The 15,851-nt window shown below is 73.0% G+C and carries 11 protein-coding genes and 2 tRNA genes; 5 read left to right on the top strand and 8 right to left on the bottom strand.

Going from position 1 to position 15,851, the window contains the following annotated elements; all coding sequences use genetic code 11:
* The first annotated feature begins 189 nt into the window (after window positions 1–189).
* On the top strand, window positions 190–525 hold the full coding sequence (locus ABZ449_RS25610) for a chorismate mutase (RefSeq protein WP_360350169.1): 336 nt from the start codon (window positions 190–192) through the stop codon (window positions 523–525).
* 211 nt (window positions 526–736) lie between these two features.
* On the top strand, window positions 737–1,522 hold the full coding sequence (gene lepB, locus ABZ449_RS25605; protein WP_360350167.1) for a signal peptidase I: 786 nt from the start codon (window positions 737–739) through the stop codon (window positions 1,520–1,522).
* On the opposite strand, the gene ABZ449_RS25600 is transcribed toward lepB, so the two are convergent.
* The 3 genes from ABZ449_RS25600 to ABZ449_RS25590 all read right to left on the bottom strand — a co-directional run bounded on the left by ABZ449_RS25600 (window position 1,485) and on the right by ABZ449_RS25590 (window position 5,481).
* Window positions 1,485–2,561, bottom strand: a complete 1,077-nt coding sequence (locus tag ABZ449_RS25600; RefSeq protein WP_360350164.1) for an EamA family transporter — start codon at window positions 2,559–2,561, stop codon at window positions 1,485–1,487. The two genes, lepB and ABZ449_RS25600, sit on opposite strands and share 38 nt — an antisense overlap.
* Before the next feature lie 202 nt (window positions 2,562–2,763).
* Window positions 2,764–5,184 (bottom strand): transglycosylase domain-containing protein, encoded by a 2,421-nt coding sequence (locus tag ABZ449_RS25595; protein ID WP_360350161.1) that lies wholly within the window; start codon window positions 5,182–5,184, stop codon window positions 2,764–2,766.
* Between the two features lie 223 nt (window positions 5,185–5,407).
* Window positions 5,408–5,481 (bottom strand) — tRNA-Lys (locus ABZ449_RS25590).
* 178 nt (window positions 5,482–5,659) lie between these two features.
* On the opposite strand from ABZ449_RS25590, the gene ABZ449_RS25585 reads away from it, so the two are divergent.
* Window positions 5,660–6,544, top strand: a complete 885-nt coding sequence (locus tag ABZ449_RS25585; protein WP_360350158.1) for an alpha/beta hydrolase — start codon at window positions 5,660–5,662, stop codon at window positions 6,542–6,544.
* 181 nt (window positions 6,545–6,725) lie between these two features.
* Here the strand turns inward: ABZ449_RS25585 and ABZ449_RS25580 are convergent.
* The 4 genes from ABZ449_RS25580 to ABZ449_RS25565 all read right to left on the bottom strand — a co-directional run bounded on the left by ABZ449_RS25580 (window position 6,726) and on the right by ABZ449_RS25565 (window position 10,927).
* A tRNA-Lys gene (locus ABZ449_RS25580) sits at window positions 6,726–6,799 on the bottom strand.
* A 60-nt stretch (window positions 6,800–6,859) separates the two neighbouring features.
* A complete protein-coding gene (locus ABZ449_RS25575) occupies window positions 6,860–8,941 on the bottom strand; it encodes an ABC transporter ATP-binding protein (protein WP_360350155.1) in 2,082 nt (693 codons plus the stop codon).
* Window positions 8,938–9,930, bottom strand: a complete 993-nt coding sequence (locus ABZ449_RS25570) for an ABC transporter permease (RefSeq protein WP_360350152.1) — start codon at window positions 9,928–9,930, stop codon at window positions 8,938–8,940. Before ABZ449_RS25570 ends, ABZ449_RS25575 begins: the two co-directional genes overlap by 4 nt.
* Before the next feature lie 16 nt (window positions 9,931–9,946).
* A complete protein-coding gene (locus ABZ449_RS25565) occupies window positions 9,947–10,927 on the bottom strand; it encodes an ABC transporter permease (protein ID WP_360350149.1) in 981 nt (326 codons plus the stop codon).
* A gap of 328 nt (window positions 10,928–11,255) precedes the next feature.
* On the opposite strand from ABZ449_RS25565, the gene ABZ449_RS25560 reads away from it, so the two are divergent.
* Together ABZ449_RS25560 and ABZ449_RS25555 are read left to right on the top strand one after the other, a co-directional pair.
* Window positions 11,256–12,959: an ABC transporter family substrate-binding protein gene (locus ABZ449_RS25560; RefSeq protein WP_360350141.1), complete on the top strand. Its 1,704-nt coding sequence runs from the start codon at window positions 11,256–11,258 to the stop codon at window positions 12,957–12,959.
* A 499-nt stretch (window positions 12,960–13,458) separates the two neighbouring features.
* The gene (locus ABZ449_RS25555) at window positions 13,459–14,682 is read left to right on the top strand and encodes a low temperature requirement protein A (protein ID WP_360350138.1); all 1,224 of its coding nucleotides are present in this window, start codon (window positions 13,459–13,461) and stop codon (window positions 14,680–14,682) included.
* Here ABZ449_RS25555 and ABZ449_RS25550 read toward each other — a convergent pair.
* Window positions 14,679–15,656 (bottom strand): LysR family transcriptional regulator, encoded by a 978-nt coding sequence (locus ABZ449_RS25550; protein WP_360350135.1) that lies wholly within the window; start codon window positions 15,654–15,656, stop codon window positions 14,679–14,681. The two genes, ABZ449_RS25555 and ABZ449_RS25550, sit on opposite strands and share 4 nt — an antisense overlap.
* Window positions 15,657–15,851: the final 195 nt, after the last annotated feature.

The following is a 15,851-nucleotide window of genomic DNA, read 5'->3' as shown; positions in this document are numbered from 1 at the left end:
TCCGGTGCGTCACGCCGCGCGGGCCGGACGGAGCCCCGGGCCGATGTCCGGTTCCGGCCCGCCGTCCGGATCGTGGACGGTTCCGTCCGACGGTGCGGGGCCGGAGCGGGGGCCCTGTTAGATTTGCCCGGGCCCGAGCCCGGCCGCCGTACGGTCGGGCGCCCACCGCAGACACCGGGAGCCGCCCCGATGACGGACCACTCCACGACCCCCAGCGTCGGCCTGCCCGAGGGGATCGACGACGCCGTACGGGCCGAGCTGACCAGCCTGCGCGAGAGCATCGACAACATCGACGCCGCGGTGGTCCACATGCTGGCCGAGCGCTTCAAGGCGACCCAGCGGGTCGGCCGGCTCAAGGCCGAGCACAAGCTGCCGCCGGCCGACCCGGCGCGCGAGCGGGACCAGATCAAGCGGCTGCGGGAGCTGGCGGCAGGGGCGAAGCTGGACCCGGTCTTCGCCGAGAAGTTCCTGAACTTCATCATCGCCGAGGTCATCCGCCACCACGAGGCCATCGCCCGCTCCTGAGCCCGGGCCTCGAAGCCGGGCCTGGAACGCGGGCCTGGAATGCCGGGCCCGAAACCCGGGCCTGGAGTCCGGACCCGGAATCCGGGCCCGAGCGGTTCCGGGGCATCGGGACGTCCGGCGATGTCGGCGGCGGCTAAATGACCGATTTCGTCAGGCCCCACGGTTGGCGTAGCGTGCAGACTTCCCCAGCCGGAGAGGTGGAGCAGCGACGATGGCGGTGAACCTGCCCGAAACGCCCAGCGGAACCGGAGCCCCCGGCGATTCCGCGTCGAACGCCCACGAGGTGTCCGGCGGTCGTGCCGAGGCCCGTCGCCGGGCGCGCGGTGAGCGTGGCCGCAAGGCCCGCTCGGGGCGGCGTCCGCGGCCGTGGTGGATCGAGCTGCCGGTGATGGCGGCGGTCGGCCTGGTGGTCGCGCTGCTGATCAAGACCTGCCTGTTCCAGGTGTTCACCATCCCGTCCGGCTCGATGGAGAACACCCTGCGGATCGGCGACCGGGTCGGCGTGAACAAGCTGGCGCCGCTGACCGGCTGGGAGCCGGAGCCGGGTCAGCCGGTGGTGTTCAAGGACCCGGGGGGCTGGCTGCCGCCGCAGCCGACCGATCCGAACCCGGTCACCAACGCCGCGAGCTCGGCGCTCAGCTTCGTCGGCCTGGTGCCGCCGAAGGACGACAACTACCTGGTCAAGCGGGTCATCGCGACCGGTGGACAGACCGTGCAGTGCGAGGGCAGCACGCTGACCGTCGACGGGCGGAAGGTCGACGAGCCGTACCTGCACCCCGGGGACGACTCCTGCGCGGGGCTGGACTTCGGGCCGGTGAAGGTGCCGTCGGGCTACGTCTGGGTCGAGGGCGACCACCGCAGCGACTCCGCGGACTCCCGCTACCACCAGCACGGCCCGGGTGGCGGCGCCGTGCCGGTGGACAACGTGGTCGGCCCGGTGTCGGCCGTCGTGTGGCCGCTCAATCACCTCGACTGGTTCGGCTGGACCGGCCGCTGACCCCACGCTCGGCGGCCACCCGGTCGGCAGCCCCGAGCTCGGCAGCCCCGGATCCGGCAGCCCCGGGCCCGGAAGCTTCAGGGCCGTCGGCCCGCGGAACCGCGCCCGCCTCCGCGGGCTTGCTCGCCTGCGCCGCGAAGGCCCCGGTCAGCACCAGCAGGCCGCCCGCGATCTGCGGCAGCCCGAGGTGTTCGCCGAGCAGCACCCAGGCCGTCACGGTGGCGACCACGGCCTCCAGGTTGGCGACCACCCCGGCGATCGGCGGCGAGAGGTAGCCGACCGAGATCACGCCGGTCACGTAGGCGAGCACGGTGGCGATCAGGACCATCCACGTGGCCGGGAGGAACGCGGGCAGGCTGTGCCCGTTCATCACCACCGACCCGCCGAGCGGGCTCCAGTCGGCCTGCCACGGCCGGGTGAGGGCGGTGAGCAGTACGGCGCCGATGAGCAGCCCGAACGCGCTGACGGCGAGCGGGTCGACCGGGCGCTCGCCGCGCCGCCCGGCGTCGGCGAGCACGAAGTAGCCGACCTGGCAGAAGGCCGCGCCGAGGGCGAACAGCACGCCCAGGGCATCGAAGCTCAGGCCGTTCCAGACCTCGACCACGCAGGCCAGCCCGGCCACCGCGACGCCGGCGCCGACGGCCGCGCCGCGGGTGATCGGCTTGCGCTGGACGAACTTGACGTAGCCGATCAGCAGCGGCGGCCCGAGGTACTCGATGAGCAGGGCGACGCCGACCGGGATGCGGGAGATCGCCGCGAAGTAGCAGGCCTGGACGCCGGCCACGGCGAGCAGGCCGAAGCCGAGCAGCAGGCCGGGGCGGCGCAGTACGGCGTGCCGGTGCCGGTAGGCGACCGGGAGGAGCGCGACCGCCGCCCCGGTGACCCGGAGCCACACCACGTGCAGCGGGGAGAGCCCGGCCTCGATCAGCGGCTTGGCCGCGGTACCGGAGCCGCCGAAGGCGATGGCGGAGACCAGCGCGAGGCCGAGGCCGAGGGTTCTGCCCGAGGGGAGGGTGGGCGAGGCCGTTGATCTGTGCACCGCCGCATTGTGACAGTCACATTGATGATCGGGTAAGGCGCCATTCCGTCATTTGGTCCTGCCCTCGACTGTGCGCAATGGCGCAATCACCCGAACCGGAGCGGGGGCCGCAACGGCCCCCGCAACAGCCCCTCGCAACGACCCCCGCAACAGCCCCTCGCAACGACCCCCGCAAGGACCCCCGCAACGGTCCCCGTCAGCGTCAGCCGCCGGACGAGGCACCCGCCCCCGCGAACGCGTCCGTCCCGCCCGTGGGCTGGCCGGTTGGCTGGGAGGTCGGGGGCGCGGTCGGCTGGGTGGTCGGCGTCGGCTTCGTGGTGGGTCGGGGCGGCCGGGTGGGCTGGGTGGTCGGCCGGCTGGTCGGCGGAGCCGTCGGCGCGGTGGTCGCACCGCCGTCGGTGCCGCCCGACGGGACCGAGCCGTCGCTCGGCGCCGTGGTGGGGCCGGTGCTCGGAGTGCCGGTGGGGGCGCTCGTCGACGGGGTGCCGCTCGGCGTGCTCGGGGCGGCCGGCAGGTCGGTGGCACCCGAGGAGCCGCCGTCGGCCGGGGTCGGGAAGTCGCCGACCGGCTGACCCTTGAGCGCGGCCTTCATGTAGCCGGTCCAGATCTGGGCCGGGTACTGGCCGCCGGCCGCGCCGTCGATGCCGCCGACGCCGCTCAGGCTGACCTGGGCACCGGTGCCCGGATCCTGGCCGAACAGGGCGACCGAGGTGACCAGCTCGGGGGTGTAGCCCACGAACCAGACCGACTTCTGGTCGTCGGTGGTACCGGTCTTGCCGGCTGCCGGGCGGCCGAGCGCCTTGGCGCGCCAGCCGGTGCCGCCCGGGTCGTTCACCACGCCCTGGAGCATCGAGGTGACCTGGTTGGCGGTGTCCTCGCTGATCGCCTGGGTGGTCTTGTGCGCGGGCAGCGCGACGTTCTCGCCCTCGCGGTCCACCGACTGCACCAGCCACGGCGTGATCTGCTTGCCGCCGTTGTCCAGCGTGGCGTACACGCCCGCCATGTCGAGCACGCTCGGGGTGGCCGCGCCCAGCGGGATGGACGGCACCGGGTCGAGCCCCGGGGTGTTGCCGGGCAGGCCCATCGCGATGGCGGTGTCCTTGACCTTCTGGAGCCCGGTGTCCTGCGCGAGCTGCGCGAACGCCGAGTTGACCGACCAGTCGGTGGCCTGCTGGAGGCTGATCTGGCCGTAGCTCTTGTCACCCTCGTTCGGCGGCGCGTACGGGGTGCCCTTGCCGCCGCGGACCTTGCGGCCGCTGGTGCCGTCGTAGACCGTGCGCGGCGTGATGGTGCGGCCGTCCTGGGTCTTGGCGCCGTTCTCGAACGCGGCGGCCAGCGCGATCGCCTTGAAGGTCGAGCCGGCCTGGTAGTCGCGCCGGGTGGCGTTGTCGACGTAGTGCTTCACGTAGTCGGTGCCGCCGTACAGGGCGACGACCGCGCCGGTCTTCGGGTCCACGGAGGCGGCGCCGGCCTGGGCGACCGCGTCCTTCTTCCGCTTGTCCGGGCTCAGGGTGTCGTGCAGCTGGGCCTGGACGGAGTCCTGGAGGGCCTGCTGGCGGGCCGGGTCGATGCTCAGCCTGATCGTGTAGCCGCCCTTGGCCAGCTCGGTCTCGTTGATCACCCCGCTGGAGGTGAGGTACTGGGTGGCCGCGTCGACCAGGTAGCCGGCCTGGCCGGACAGGCCCGGGTTGGGCTGCGGGTCCCGGACCTCCGGGAAGGTGGTCGCGGCCCGCTCCTCCGCGGAGAGCCAGCCCTCCTTGACCATGCCGTCGAGCACGTAGTTCCAGCGGTTGACGGCGTTCTGCTTGCCCGCCGCGGTCGCGGTGGCGACGTCGTACGCGCTCGGGGCGTTCAGCAGGGTGGCCAGGTAGGCGCCCTGGGCGGGGTTGAGGGCGGACGCGTCGATGCCGAAGTACGCCTGGGCGGCGGCCTGGATGCCGTAGGCGCCGCGGCCGTAGTAGGAGGTGTTCAGGTAGCCGGCGAGGACGTCGTCCTTGCTCTCGGTGGCGTCCACCTTGATGGCGATGAACAGTTCCTTCACCTTGCGGGTGATCGACTGCTTCTGGTTCAGGTACGTGTTCTTCACGTACTGCTGGGTGATGGTGGAGCCGCCCTGGGTCCCCTGGCCCTTGGCCGTGTTGATCGCGGCCCGGGCCAGGCCCTGGACGTTGACCGCGCCCTCGTTGTAGAAGTTCCGGTCCTCGGCGGCCAGCGCGGCGTGCTGGGCGGCGGGGGAGACCTTGTCCAGGGCGACGTTCTGCCGGTTGGTCTGGCCGGTGCGGGTGAGCACCGAACCGTCCGAGTAGAGCCAGGTGTTGCTCTGGGCGGTCGCGGCGGCGTGCGCGTCCGGCACCTTCACCAGGGCGATCCCGAGTGCGAACAGGCCGATGCCGAGCAGCAGTGCCGTGCCGAAGCCGAGCAGGGTCATCCGCCAGGTGGGTATCAGCCGGCGCCAGCCGGTGCGCTTCGGGCGACGCGACTTCTTGCCGCCGGACCCGCCGGACCCGCCGGACCCGGCGGAGCGACCCGCCCCGCCGGCCGGGCCGGCAGAGCGCTTGAACCGCTTGACCGGGCGGAGACTGATCGACGGCGTGCCACGGCCGCTCTGGGCGTTCCTGGACAAAGCGCGGCCTTTCCTGCGGGCGCGTCGAGCAGCCTGCACGGACGGGGACATCGGCGGTTGGGGACCTTTGTCCCGATTCCGGTTCTACTGCCCTGGACGAGCAGAACGGGCCGGATGGCTCCGGCGGATCGCCAATCGAGACCGACATCACACGCAAATCGGACGTCGGAGGCCAAAAAATCGGGGAGCCCCTCGCTGCTGCGAGAGGCTCCCCAACTGTCTGTGCGCCGCCAGGGACTCGAACCCCGGACCCGCTGATTAAGAGTCAGCTGCTCTAACCAACTGAGCTAGCGGCGCTTGCTGACCTGGAAAACAATACACGCTTCCGGGGGATGCCTCGTACCGTCGCCGCCCGATCCGCCCCTTTCCTTCCGGTTGGGCCGGAGTTCGCCGCTGGTTAGGGTGGAACGGTGCCCAGTCCCCAGCCAGCACACCCCCGGATACGACCCGGCAGGCCAGAGCGTGGCAGGCCGGCATGAGCCCGCCCGGAGCGGAGGGCACCGGCGGGGCGCGCTTCCTGCGCGTCGGCGGTGTCCCGCTGCACGTCCGCACCGAGGGCAGCGGCCCGGTCTGCCTGCTCTCGGGCGGCCTCGGCAGCAGCTGGTTCGACTGGGACCTGGTCGTCCCCTTCCTCACCCCGTACCGCACCGTGGTCCGCTTCGACCGGCCCGGTTACGGGCTGAGCGCCCCCGAGCCCGCCACCGGGCGGCCCGCGCCGACGGCGGCCGGCGAGGCCGGACGCATCCGGGCGGTGCTGGACGGCCTCGGACTGCGGGAGCCCTGCACGGTGGTCGGGCACTCGCTCGCGGGCTTCCACGTGGAGGCCTTCGCCCGGCTGCACCCCGAGCGGACCGCCGGGCTGGTGCTGGTGGACGGCAGCGTGGAGGCGGCCGCCCGGCCGTACCCGGCGCCCGGCGCGCGCGACCTGGCGGCCCGCGCGCTGGCCGGTGCCGCCACCGCCCTCGCGGTGCCCTACCTGCTGGGCCCGACCGTCCGCCGGGCCACGGCCCGGCTGTCGACCGTCCGCCGCGAGGACCTCGCCCCGGCGCTGCTGGTCCGGCACTGCTACCGCACCGGGCGGGCCCTGCGCGCGCTGCTGCGGGAGAACGGGCGCTACCTCGACACGGCCGCGGAGCTGGACGAGCTGCGGAGCACCCGGCCGCTGGCGGAGGACCTGCCGGTCACCGTGCTGGCCGCCGACGACGGCTGCCGGACCGGTCGGACCGAGGACTGGCTGGACCGGCAGCGGGAGCTGGCGGCGCTGCTCGGGGCGGACTTCCGCACCACCGCCCCGGCCGGGCACCTGGTGATGTTCGACCGCCCGGACGCGGTGGCCTCGGCCGTGCTCGACACCCGCTGAGGCGCCACGGGGGCGCGGCCGCGGGGCTGCCGAGCCCCCGACGCCGTGCCGAGCCGCCGAAGCACGGCCGAACCACCGCCGAGCCGCTCCTGGGCGGTGTCGGGGTCGGGGCGACCCTCGTTCCCGTCCGGAAAACGCCTCAGGCCGCCCACTGGAGTGGACGGCCTGAGACCTTGCCATGTGCGCCGCCAGGGACTCGAACCCCGGACCCGCTGATTAAGAGTCAGCTGCTCTAACCAACTGAGCTAGCGGCGCTTGCTGACGTCGAAGACTCTACACGGCGCCGCCCGGATTCACCGAATCGTGTTCGAGTGATCACTCCGCGTAGTCGTCTCCGGGTTCGGGGTGGTGGCAGGCCGCCTGGTGGTCCGCTCCCGGCGCGCCGCCGACCAGGGCCGGCCGTTCCCGCTCGCAGCGGGCCCGGTCCGCCGGAGCCGTGAGCGCGGCGTAGCGCGGGCAGCGGGTGCGGAAGACGCAGCCGGTGCGGCGCTCGGTGGGCGGGGGAGGGTCGCCGGCCAGCAGGACGCGGTCGCGGGCGCGCTCGGCGGCGGGGTCGGGGAGCGGGACGGCGGAGAGCAGGGCGCGGGTGTACGGGTGGCGGGGGCGGTCGAAGACGGCGGACACCTCGCCCTGCTCGACCGTCCGGCCGAGGTACATCACGCTGACCCGGTCGGCGAGGTGCCGGATCACCGAGAGGTCGTGCGAGACGAACAGGTAGGACAGGCCCAGCTCGGCCTTGAGCGACTGGAGCAGGTTGAGCACGCCGGCCTGGATGGAGACGTCCAGCGCGGAGACCGGTTCGTCCAGCACGAGGAGCCCGGGCCGGACGGCGAGCGCGCGGGCGATCGAGACGCGCTGCCGCTGGCCGCCGGAGAACTGGTGGGGGTAGCGGACGGCGTGCTCCGGGTCGAGGCCGACCTGGTGCAGCAGCTCGGGCACGCGGCGGGCGATCTCCTCGCGCGGGACGCGCTGGGCGAGCAGCGGTTCGGCGACGATGTCGCCGATCGGCATCCGGGGGTCCAGGCTGGCCATCGGGTCCTGGAAGACGATCTGCACCCGGGCGCGCAGCCGGTGGGCCTCGGCCCGGCCGAGTGCGGCGGTGTCCCGGCCGAACAGTTCGATCCGACCGGTCTCCGGGGCGCCGAGCCGCAGCAGTTCGAACAGGGTGGTGGACTTGCCGGAGCCGGACTCGCCGACCAGGCCGAGGGTCTCGCCCTCCCGAAGGTCCAGGTCGACGCCGTCCACCGCGTACACCTCGCCGACCTTGCGCTTGAAGACGGTGCCCTTGAGGAGAGGGAACGTTTTTCCGAGGCCTCTCACCGACAGCACCGGCGTCCGGGCGGAGCGGTCCCCCACCCCGGAGGAGCCGACGGGCAGCTCCGGGACGGGAAAGACCTCGGCCGGAGCGGGCCGCCGCTCGGCGAGTTCCGCCGACCGCACGCACGCCGACAGGTGGCCGTCCGTCCCCTCCAGGACGGGCTCGGCCGTCGAGCAGCGCTCCTCCGCCAGCGGGCAGCGCGCCGCGAACGGGCAGCCCGGGGGCAGTTCGGCCATCGGCGCCGGGGTGCCGGGGATCGGTACGAGCGGACCGCCGCGCCCGTCCAGCCGGGGCACCGCGCCGATCAGGCCCAGCGAGTAGGGGTGGCGGGGGGCCGCGAACAGCTCGTCGACCCCGGCCGTCTCGACCACCCGTCCGGCGTACATCACGGCGACCCGGTCGGCCGTTCCGGCGATCACCCCGAGATCGTGGCTGACCAGGACGAGCGCCGCGCCGGTCTCCCGCCGGGCGGTGCGCAGCACCTCCAGCACCTGGGCCTGGATGGTGACGTCGAGCGCGGTGGTGGGTTCGTCGGCGAGCAGGACGTCGGGTTCGTTGGCGACCGCCATGGCGATCATCGCGCGCTGGCGCATGCCGCCGGAGAACTCGTGCGGGAAGCTGTCCAGGGCCCGGTCGGGTGCCGGGATGCCGACCAGGTCGAGGAGCTCGGCGGCCCGGCGGCGCGCCGCGGCCCGGTCCACCCGCTGGTGGACGCGGACCGCCTCGGCGATCTGGTCGCCGATCCGGTAGACCGGGGTGAAGGCGGAGAGCGGGTCCTGGAAGACCATGGCGATCCGGCGGCCGCGGATCGCGGCGAGCTCCCGGCCCGGCAGCCCGACCAGTTCCCGTCCGTCCAGCCGCACCGAGCCGCTGACGCTCGCCGTGCCGGGCAGCAGCCCGAGCACGGACAGCGCGGTGACGGACTTCCCGGAGCCGGACTCGCCGACGATGCCGAGGGTCTCGCCGCGCCGCAGGGTGAGGTCCACCCCGCGGACGGCGGGGACCGGGCCGTCGGGCCCGGCGAAGTCCACCCGCAGGTCCCGGACGGCGAGCAGCGGGGTTTCGACGGTGGTGGTCACGGGAGCTTCCTACGGCCGGCGGAGACGGTGGCGGGGCGCGATCGAGCGGTACGGCGGGTGCGGCGGATGCGAGGGGTGCGGCGTGAACGGCGGGGCTCGGCCCCGGAGGTGGGGTCGAGCGCGTCGCGCAGCCCGTCCCCGATCAGATTGACGGCGAGGACGAACAGCACCAGCAGCCCGGCGGCGAAGTAGAACAGCCAGGGGAAGACCGGGGCCTCACCGGTTCCGGCGGCGAGCAGGGTGCCGAGCGAGACGTCCGGCGGTTTGACCCCGAAGCCGAAGTAGGAGAGCGCGGTCTCGCTCATCACGGCGCCGCCGACCGCGATGGTGGCGTCGATGATGAGGAAGGAGGCGACGTTCGGCAGGATGTGCCGGCTGATGATCCGCAGTGGCCGCACCCCCATGAACCGTGCGGCGCGGACGAATTCGCGCTCGCGCAGGGAGATGGTCATCGAGCGGACCACCCGGGCGGTGATCATCCAGTTGAACAGGGCGAGCAGCAGGACGAAGGCGATCCAGCCGGCGCTCTTCAGTCGGGCCGAGACGATGGTGATGATCAGGAAGGAGGGGAAGACCAGCAGCAGGTCCACCAGGAACATCAGTGTCCGGTCGGCCCAGCCGCCGAAGTAGCCGGCGCAGGCGCCGACCACGGAGGCCAGCACGGTGGAGAACAGGGCCACCAGCAGTCCGATGACCAGCGACTTCTGCAGGCCGCGGACGGTCTGCGCGAAGACGTCCTGGCCGACCCCGTTGGTGCCGAACCAGTGCTCGGCGGAGGGGGGTTGGTGCAGTGCGGAGAAGTCGGGGGTGGCGTAGTCCCAGGGCGTGAGGTACGGGCCGCCGAAGGCGAGCGCGAAAAGCAGCAGCACGACGACGGTCCCGGCGACGGCGCCGCGGGCGGCGAGCAGCCGGCCGAGGACGAGCCGGCCGCGGCCGGTGGCCCGGGCGGCGGTGGCCGGGGCGGCGGAGTCGGCGACGGTGGTGGTCATCTCAGGTCACCTCCGGTCAGGACCGCACGCGCGGGTCGAGGGCGGCGTGCAGGGTGTCGGCGAGGAAGCCGGAGGCGAGGACGACGACGGCGGTGAACAGGTTGACGGCCACCACGGAGTTGACGTCCTGTTCGTTGATCGACTGGATCAGCCACTCGCCCATGCCGTGCCAGCCGAAGATCGTCTCGGTGAAGATCGCGCCGGTGAAGATGCCCAGGAAGCTGTAGGCGAACATGGTCGACATCGGGATCACCGCGGTGCGCAGCCCGTGCTTGAGCAGCGCCCGGCCGCGGGTCAGGCCCTTGGCCTCGGCGGTGCGCAGGTAGTCGGACCCGAGCACGTCGAGCATGGTGCCGCGCTGGTAGCGGCTGTACGTGGCGAGGCCGCCGAGGGCCAGCGAGATCGTGGGCAGCAGCAGGTGCAGCGCCCAGTCGGCGAGGTGGGTGCCGAGGCCGCCGGTGAGCCCGGGGGTCTCGTAGCCGGTGAACGGGACGACCTCGTGGCCGACCGCGTCCTTGGCGGCGATCGCGCCGTTCTTGAGGAACAGCGCGACCAGGAAGACCGGGGTGGAGAGCAGCACGAAGGACAGCACGGTGAGCAGCCGGTCGGAGATCCGGTACTGGCGCACGGCGCTCCACGCCCCGGCCGCGACGCCGAGGACCATGCCGAGCAGGCTGCCGACCAGCAGGAGCCGCAGCGAGACCCAGACCCGGCGGCCGAAGTCGTCGGTGACCGGGGTGTCGTGGATGGTGCGGCCGAGGTCGCCGTGGAGCAGTCCGCCGGCCCAGTGGCCGAAGCGCTCGACGACCGGGGTGCGGTCGTTCAGGTTGAGCGCGGTGAGTTGGCGTTCGACCGATTCGGCGGCCGGGCGGGGCACCTTGGCGTCGAAGTAGGTGCGCGGCTGCAGGGCGGTCGCGGATATCGCGTACGCCAGGAAGACGGCGGCGATCAGCAGCGCCGCGTAGTAGCCCAGCCGTTTCGCCAGGTAGCGGAGCATCAACGGCCGTCCGTCATGGTGCGGGTGGGGCCGATGCGTCTGGTGGGCATCGAGTGGCCTTCGGTCCGGGCCCGTTCGGGCGTCAGTCGGGTGGTGTCGCGGGCGAGTTGGGAATGCGCAGGTCAGAGTGAAGCACCGGGGCGCTGAGGTGGTGTTGCGCCCGTGTTGCCGCGTGTGACGTCTGGATCAGGCGTGCGTTCCTCCCCCTGGTGGTGGATCTGATCCGCTGTTACCTTCTGCTCGCTCGGTGCCGAATTGGCTGCCCACGCTCAAGCCCCGTCACACCTCCCGTGCCCCAACTCCCGTCATCGATCCCAGGGGGACCCTCATGGACGCTTCCAGCACGGCCCGCCGTCTCGGCCGGGCGGCCGCCCTCGCCGTCGCCGTCGCGCTCGCGGTCACCGCGTGCACCTCGGGCGGGGCCGGTTCGGCCGACAACGCGGCCAAGAGCGAGCCGCCGGGGCAGGGCGCCAACGACCTCAACCCCAAGCCGCTGGACCAGGTCAAGGACGGCGGGGAGGTGCGCTTCCCGCTGTACCAGTGGATCACCCAGTGGAACCCGCTGCAGGTGGACGGCTACTACGGTTCCGCGGTCTCGATCATGCGCAACCTGGAGCCCTCGCTCTTCAACACGGACGCCGCCGGCACCTTCGTGCCCGACCCGGACTACCTGGTGGACGCCAAGGTCACCTCGACCTCGCCGCAGGTGGTCACGTACAAGCTCAACCCCAAGGCCAAGTGGTCGGACGGCAAGCCGCTGGGCTACCTGGACTTCAAGGCCGACTGGCAGGCCGCCGGCGGCAAGGACCCGGCGTACCTCGTCTCCGACTCCTCCGGCTACGAGCAGATCTCCGCGGTCGAACAGGGCGCCGATCCGACCGAGGTGAAGGTCACCTTCGCCGAGCCGTACGCCGACTGGCAGAACCTGTTCCGCCCGCTGATCCCGGCGGCCGGCATCTCCACCCCGGAGGACTTCAACAAGGGCTGGGTGGAGAAGATCCCGATCACCGCGGGCGCGTTCAAGGTCGGCACGGCGGACAAGACCGCGCAGACCCTGACCCTCGTCCCGGACCCGGCCTGGTGGGGCACCCGGGCGAAGGCCGACAAGATCACCTTCCGGGTGATGTCCCAGTCGGCGACGACCCAGGCCTACCTCAACAACGAGATCGACTACGCCGCGGCCGGTACCGCCGCCGCCTACGGGCAGCTCAAGAACGCCAAGGACACCGCGATCCGGGCGGCCAGCCCGTGGGACGAGGTGCACATCTCCTTCGGCGGCACCGGTGCGCTGGCGGACCGGAAGGTCCGCCAGGCGCTCGGCAGGGCGCTGGACCGCTCGGCACTGATCAAGATCGCCAACAACGGGGTGCCGGTGGAGTTCAAACCGCTCGGCAACCACATCTTCATGCCCAACCAGACCGGCTACCAGGACACCTCCGGCGACTGGGCCAAGTTCGACCTGGCCGCCGCCAAGAAGCTGCTGGACGAGGCGGGTTGGAAGGAATCGGGCAGCGGTCAGCCGCGGACCAAGGACGGCGGGGCGCTGGAGCTGCACTGGGTGCTCAACGACTCCACCCCGCAGGCCCAGATCGACCTGGCCACCGCGGCGGTGGCGATGTGGCAGGCGGCCGGCGTCAAGGTCAGCCTGGACAAGGTGCCCGCCAACGACTTCTTCACCAAGTACGTGAACCCGGGCAAGTTCGAGATCGCGAGCTGGCGCAACACCGACTCCTTCCCGTTGTCCAAGAGCCTGACCAACTTCCGGCTGCCGGTGGGCGACAACAGCTTCAGCAACCCCTCGCGCCTGGGCAGCCAGGAGATCGACGACCTGCTGAAGAAGGCGGCCGGGACGGTCGACCCGGCCGAGGCCGCGAAGCTCTACAACCAGGCGGACGCCAGGATCTGGGAGCTCGGCCACACCGTCGAGCTCTACCAGCGGCCGGAGGTGGTGGCGACCCGCAAGGGGCTGGCCAACTACGGGGCCTTCGGCCTGGCGGGGGAGGACTACGGCAAGGTCGGCTGGGAGAAGTAGCCGCCGCGGGGGCGGGTCGCACGGCAGGCGCTGGCGAGCAGCGCGGTGATCACGAGGCCGGTGGTGCGGACGCGGGAGGATCGGCTCTGCCGCCCCCGCTGTCCCGCCACCCGCCTTGACCTTCCGCGTTGCCCGCAGGCCGCCCGTGTCGTGGGGCCCGGCAGGGCCCGCGCTGTTCCAACCGGGGAAGAATCTAGCGGCGCCCGGGTCACCCGCCAGTCAGCGCGCGGGGCACGCCCGGAAACCCGCCGAGCTGTCACCCGGTTCGCGCACCGAAGCGTCAACTGCGGCTGACGGCAAGGAAAAAAGGGACATACGGGGCCATTGTGGCCGGGGGTGTGCGGGGTGTCCCCGCTTCGGGCCCGAGAGTGCACACCGCCGTGCCGGTGCGTGCACACCTGCCGCGCCGGTGCGTGCACCGGGCCGGGAGCGCTGCCAGGATGCGCGGGACGGTCCCCCTTCCCGTCCCCCTCCCCTTCCGACTCCCGGAGCAGTTCCGATGGCCAGTGACCCCGCCGCGGCATCCCGAAGCCACCCCGTCGACCCGCCGCCGGTGCGCCGGATGGTCCCGCGCGACCGGCACGAGCCGCACCGGGTCGCCACCCCGCTGGAGCTCTTCTTCGACCTCTGTTTCGTGGTCGCGGTGGGCCAGGCCGGGCGCGAACTGGCCCACTCGCTGGCGGCCGGGCACTACGGCGAGGGCCTGCGCGGCTACGCGCTGGCCTTCTTCGCGATCTGGTGGGCCTGGATGAACTTCACCTGGTTCGCCTCCGCGTACGACGTCGACGACGTGCCGTACCGGATCACCACGCTGGTGCAGATCGCCGGGGTGCTGATCCTCGCGGCCGGGGTGCCGCGGCTGTTCGCCACCCAGGACCTGGCGCTGGTGATCGCCGGCTACGTGGTGATGCGCCTGGCGATGGTCACCCAGTGGCTGCGCGCGGCCGCCAGCGAGCAGGGCCTGGCGCGCCGGGTCGCGCTGGGCTACGCGGTGGGGATCACGCTCTGCCAGGTCGGCTGGGTGGTGATGCTCTTCCTGCCGCAGGACGTCCGCCCGTACGTCATCCCGGTCGGGGTGCTGTGCGAGCTGGCCGTCCCGGTGATCGCCGAGCTGCGGATGCGCACCTCCTGGCACCCGCACCACATCGCCGAGCGGTACGGGCTGTTCACCCTGATCGTGCTCGGCGAGACGGTGGCGGCGGCGACGGTCGCGGTGCAGTCGGCGGTGGACGAGCACGAGGACCTGGGCCGGCTGGTGCCGGTCGCGGTCGGCGGGCTGCTGATCTGCTTCTCGGCCTGGTGGATCTACTTCGCCCGGTCCGTCCACGAGCACCTGCGGTCCAACCGGCAGGCGCTGGTCTGGGGGTACGGGCACTACCTGGTGTTCGGTTCGGCGGCGGCGATCGGCGCCGGGCTGGAGGTCGCGGTGGAGTCGGCGGTGCACAAGGCGCACATCTCGCAGACCGCCGCCACCGCGACCGTCACCGTGCCCACCGCGCTCTACCTGCTCACCGTCTGGTTCCTGCACTCCCGGCACACCAAGCGGGGGGCGGTGGTCCAGGCGATGGCGCCGACGGGGGCCGTGCTGGTGCTGGGCTGCACCGCGCTCGGCGGCTCCGGGGTGCTCGCAGCGGGCCTGGTCTGCGCGCTGATGGTCGCGGTGGGCGTGCTGATCCACGGCCGGGAGAGCGGGCGGGAGAGCGGCCGGGTGAGCGCCGACTAGCCGACCCGCTCCAGCAGCACCGGCTCGTGCCGGGCCAGCCAGTCCAGGTAGTCCGGGTTGACCCTGGCCAGGTCCAGGTAGGCGGCCCGCAGTTCGCCGTACAGCGCGTCCAGCGCCGGCGGGCTGAGCACGCGCGGACGCCAGGTGAACAGCAGCCGGACGGCCAGCGGGTCGCCGTGCACCGGGCGGACCACCGTACCGGGCCCGGGCAGCGAGGTCGGCTGGCAGGGGCGGACGGCCTCGCCGGAGGCGACCAGTTCGGCGGCGGTGGCGTTGTCCCGCACCTGCACCACCCGCGGGTTGAGCCCGGCCTCGCTGAACACCCGGCGCATCGCCGCGTACTCGTGGTCGGCGGTCGGGTCGACCATCCAGGTGTCCTCGGCGAGGTCGGCGAGATGGACGACCGGCCGGGCGGCTGCCGGGTGCCCGGCCGCGAGCGCCACGAACTGCGGCTCCCGGGCCATCAGCACCCGCTGCTCGGCGTCCGGCGGCACCCGCAGCGGGAAGCCCTCGCTCTCGTGCACGAAGGCCACGTCCAGCTGGTCGGCGGCGACCATCCGCAGCAGCGCGCTGGCCGAGACGTCCACGTGGATGGTGGTGTCGGTGTCCGGCAGCCGCTCGTGCACCCGGCGCAGCCAGGCCGCGACCGCCCGGCTGCCGACGCTGCCGATCCGCAGCCGTCGCTGCCGGCCGGGCCCGGCCGCGTCCCGGGCCTCCTGGCGGGCGGCGGTCACCAGGGCGGCCATCTCGGTGATCACCGGCCGGGCCCGGGAGAGCACCGAGTGGCCGAGCGCGGTGGGCCGGCTGCCGGTCTGCTCGCGGGTGAACAGGGTGCCGCCGATGGCCCGTTCGATGCGGTGCAGCTGGGTGGTGAGGGAGGGCTGGGTCATGCCGAGCCGGAGCGCGGCCTTGCGGAGGCTGCCGCTGTCGGCGATCGCGCACAGCACCCGGAGGTGTCTCACGTCGAGCTCCACGTCCGGAGCATAAACTCCGTCACGCCGACTCGCCAAGGACATGACAGGCAATCAAGCGGCGTGTTCCCAGGGTGGGGGGCGTGGCCGGGCCCAACGCCTCCCGGGCGAAGGGACCCGCGGCGCGGAACCGGCGCGGCCGGGTTCGGCGCGGCGGGCCGCTCGGCCGGAATCGGGCGACCCGCCGCTCCGGGTACT

This window comes from Kitasatospora sp. NPDC005856 (assembly GCF_040629945.1).
Lineage (GTDB): Bacteria > Actinomycetota > Actinomycetes > Streptomycetales > Streptomycetaceae > Kitasatospora.
This window is presented reverse-complemented; position numbering and strand designations above follow the sequence as displayed.

Excerpts from the sequence above, each read along its gene's own strand:
- ABZ449_RS25555 (WP_360350138.1), top strand. The coding sequence starts at position 13,459 with ATGGCCAGTGACCCCGCCGCGGCATCCCGAAGCCACCCCGTCGACCCG.
- ABZ449_RS25565 (WP_360350149.1), bottom strand. The coding sequence starts at position 10,927 with ATGCTCCGCTACCTGGCGAAACGGCTGGGCTACTACGCGGCGCTGCTG.
- ABZ449_RS25585 (WP_360350158.1), top strand. The coding sequence starts at position 5,660 with ATGAGCCCGCCCGGAGCGGAGGGCACCGGCGGGGCGCGCTTCCTGCGC.
- ABZ449_RS25570 (WP_360350152.1), bottom strand. The coding sequence starts at position 9,930 with ATGACCACCACCGTCGCCGACTCCGCCGCCCCGGCCACCGCCGCCCGG.
- lepB (WP_360350167.1), top strand. The coding sequence starts at position 737 with ATGGCGGTGAACCTGCCCGAAACGCCCAGCGGAACCGGAGCCCCCGGC.
- ABZ449_RS25560 (WP_360350141.1), top strand. The coding sequence starts at position 11,256 with ATGGACGCTTCCAGCACGGCCCGCCGTCTCGGCCGGGCGGCCGCCCTC.
- ABZ449_RS25610 (WP_360350169.1), top strand. The coding sequence starts at position 190 with ATGACGGACCACTCCACGACCCCCAGCGTCGGCCTGCCCGAGGGGATC.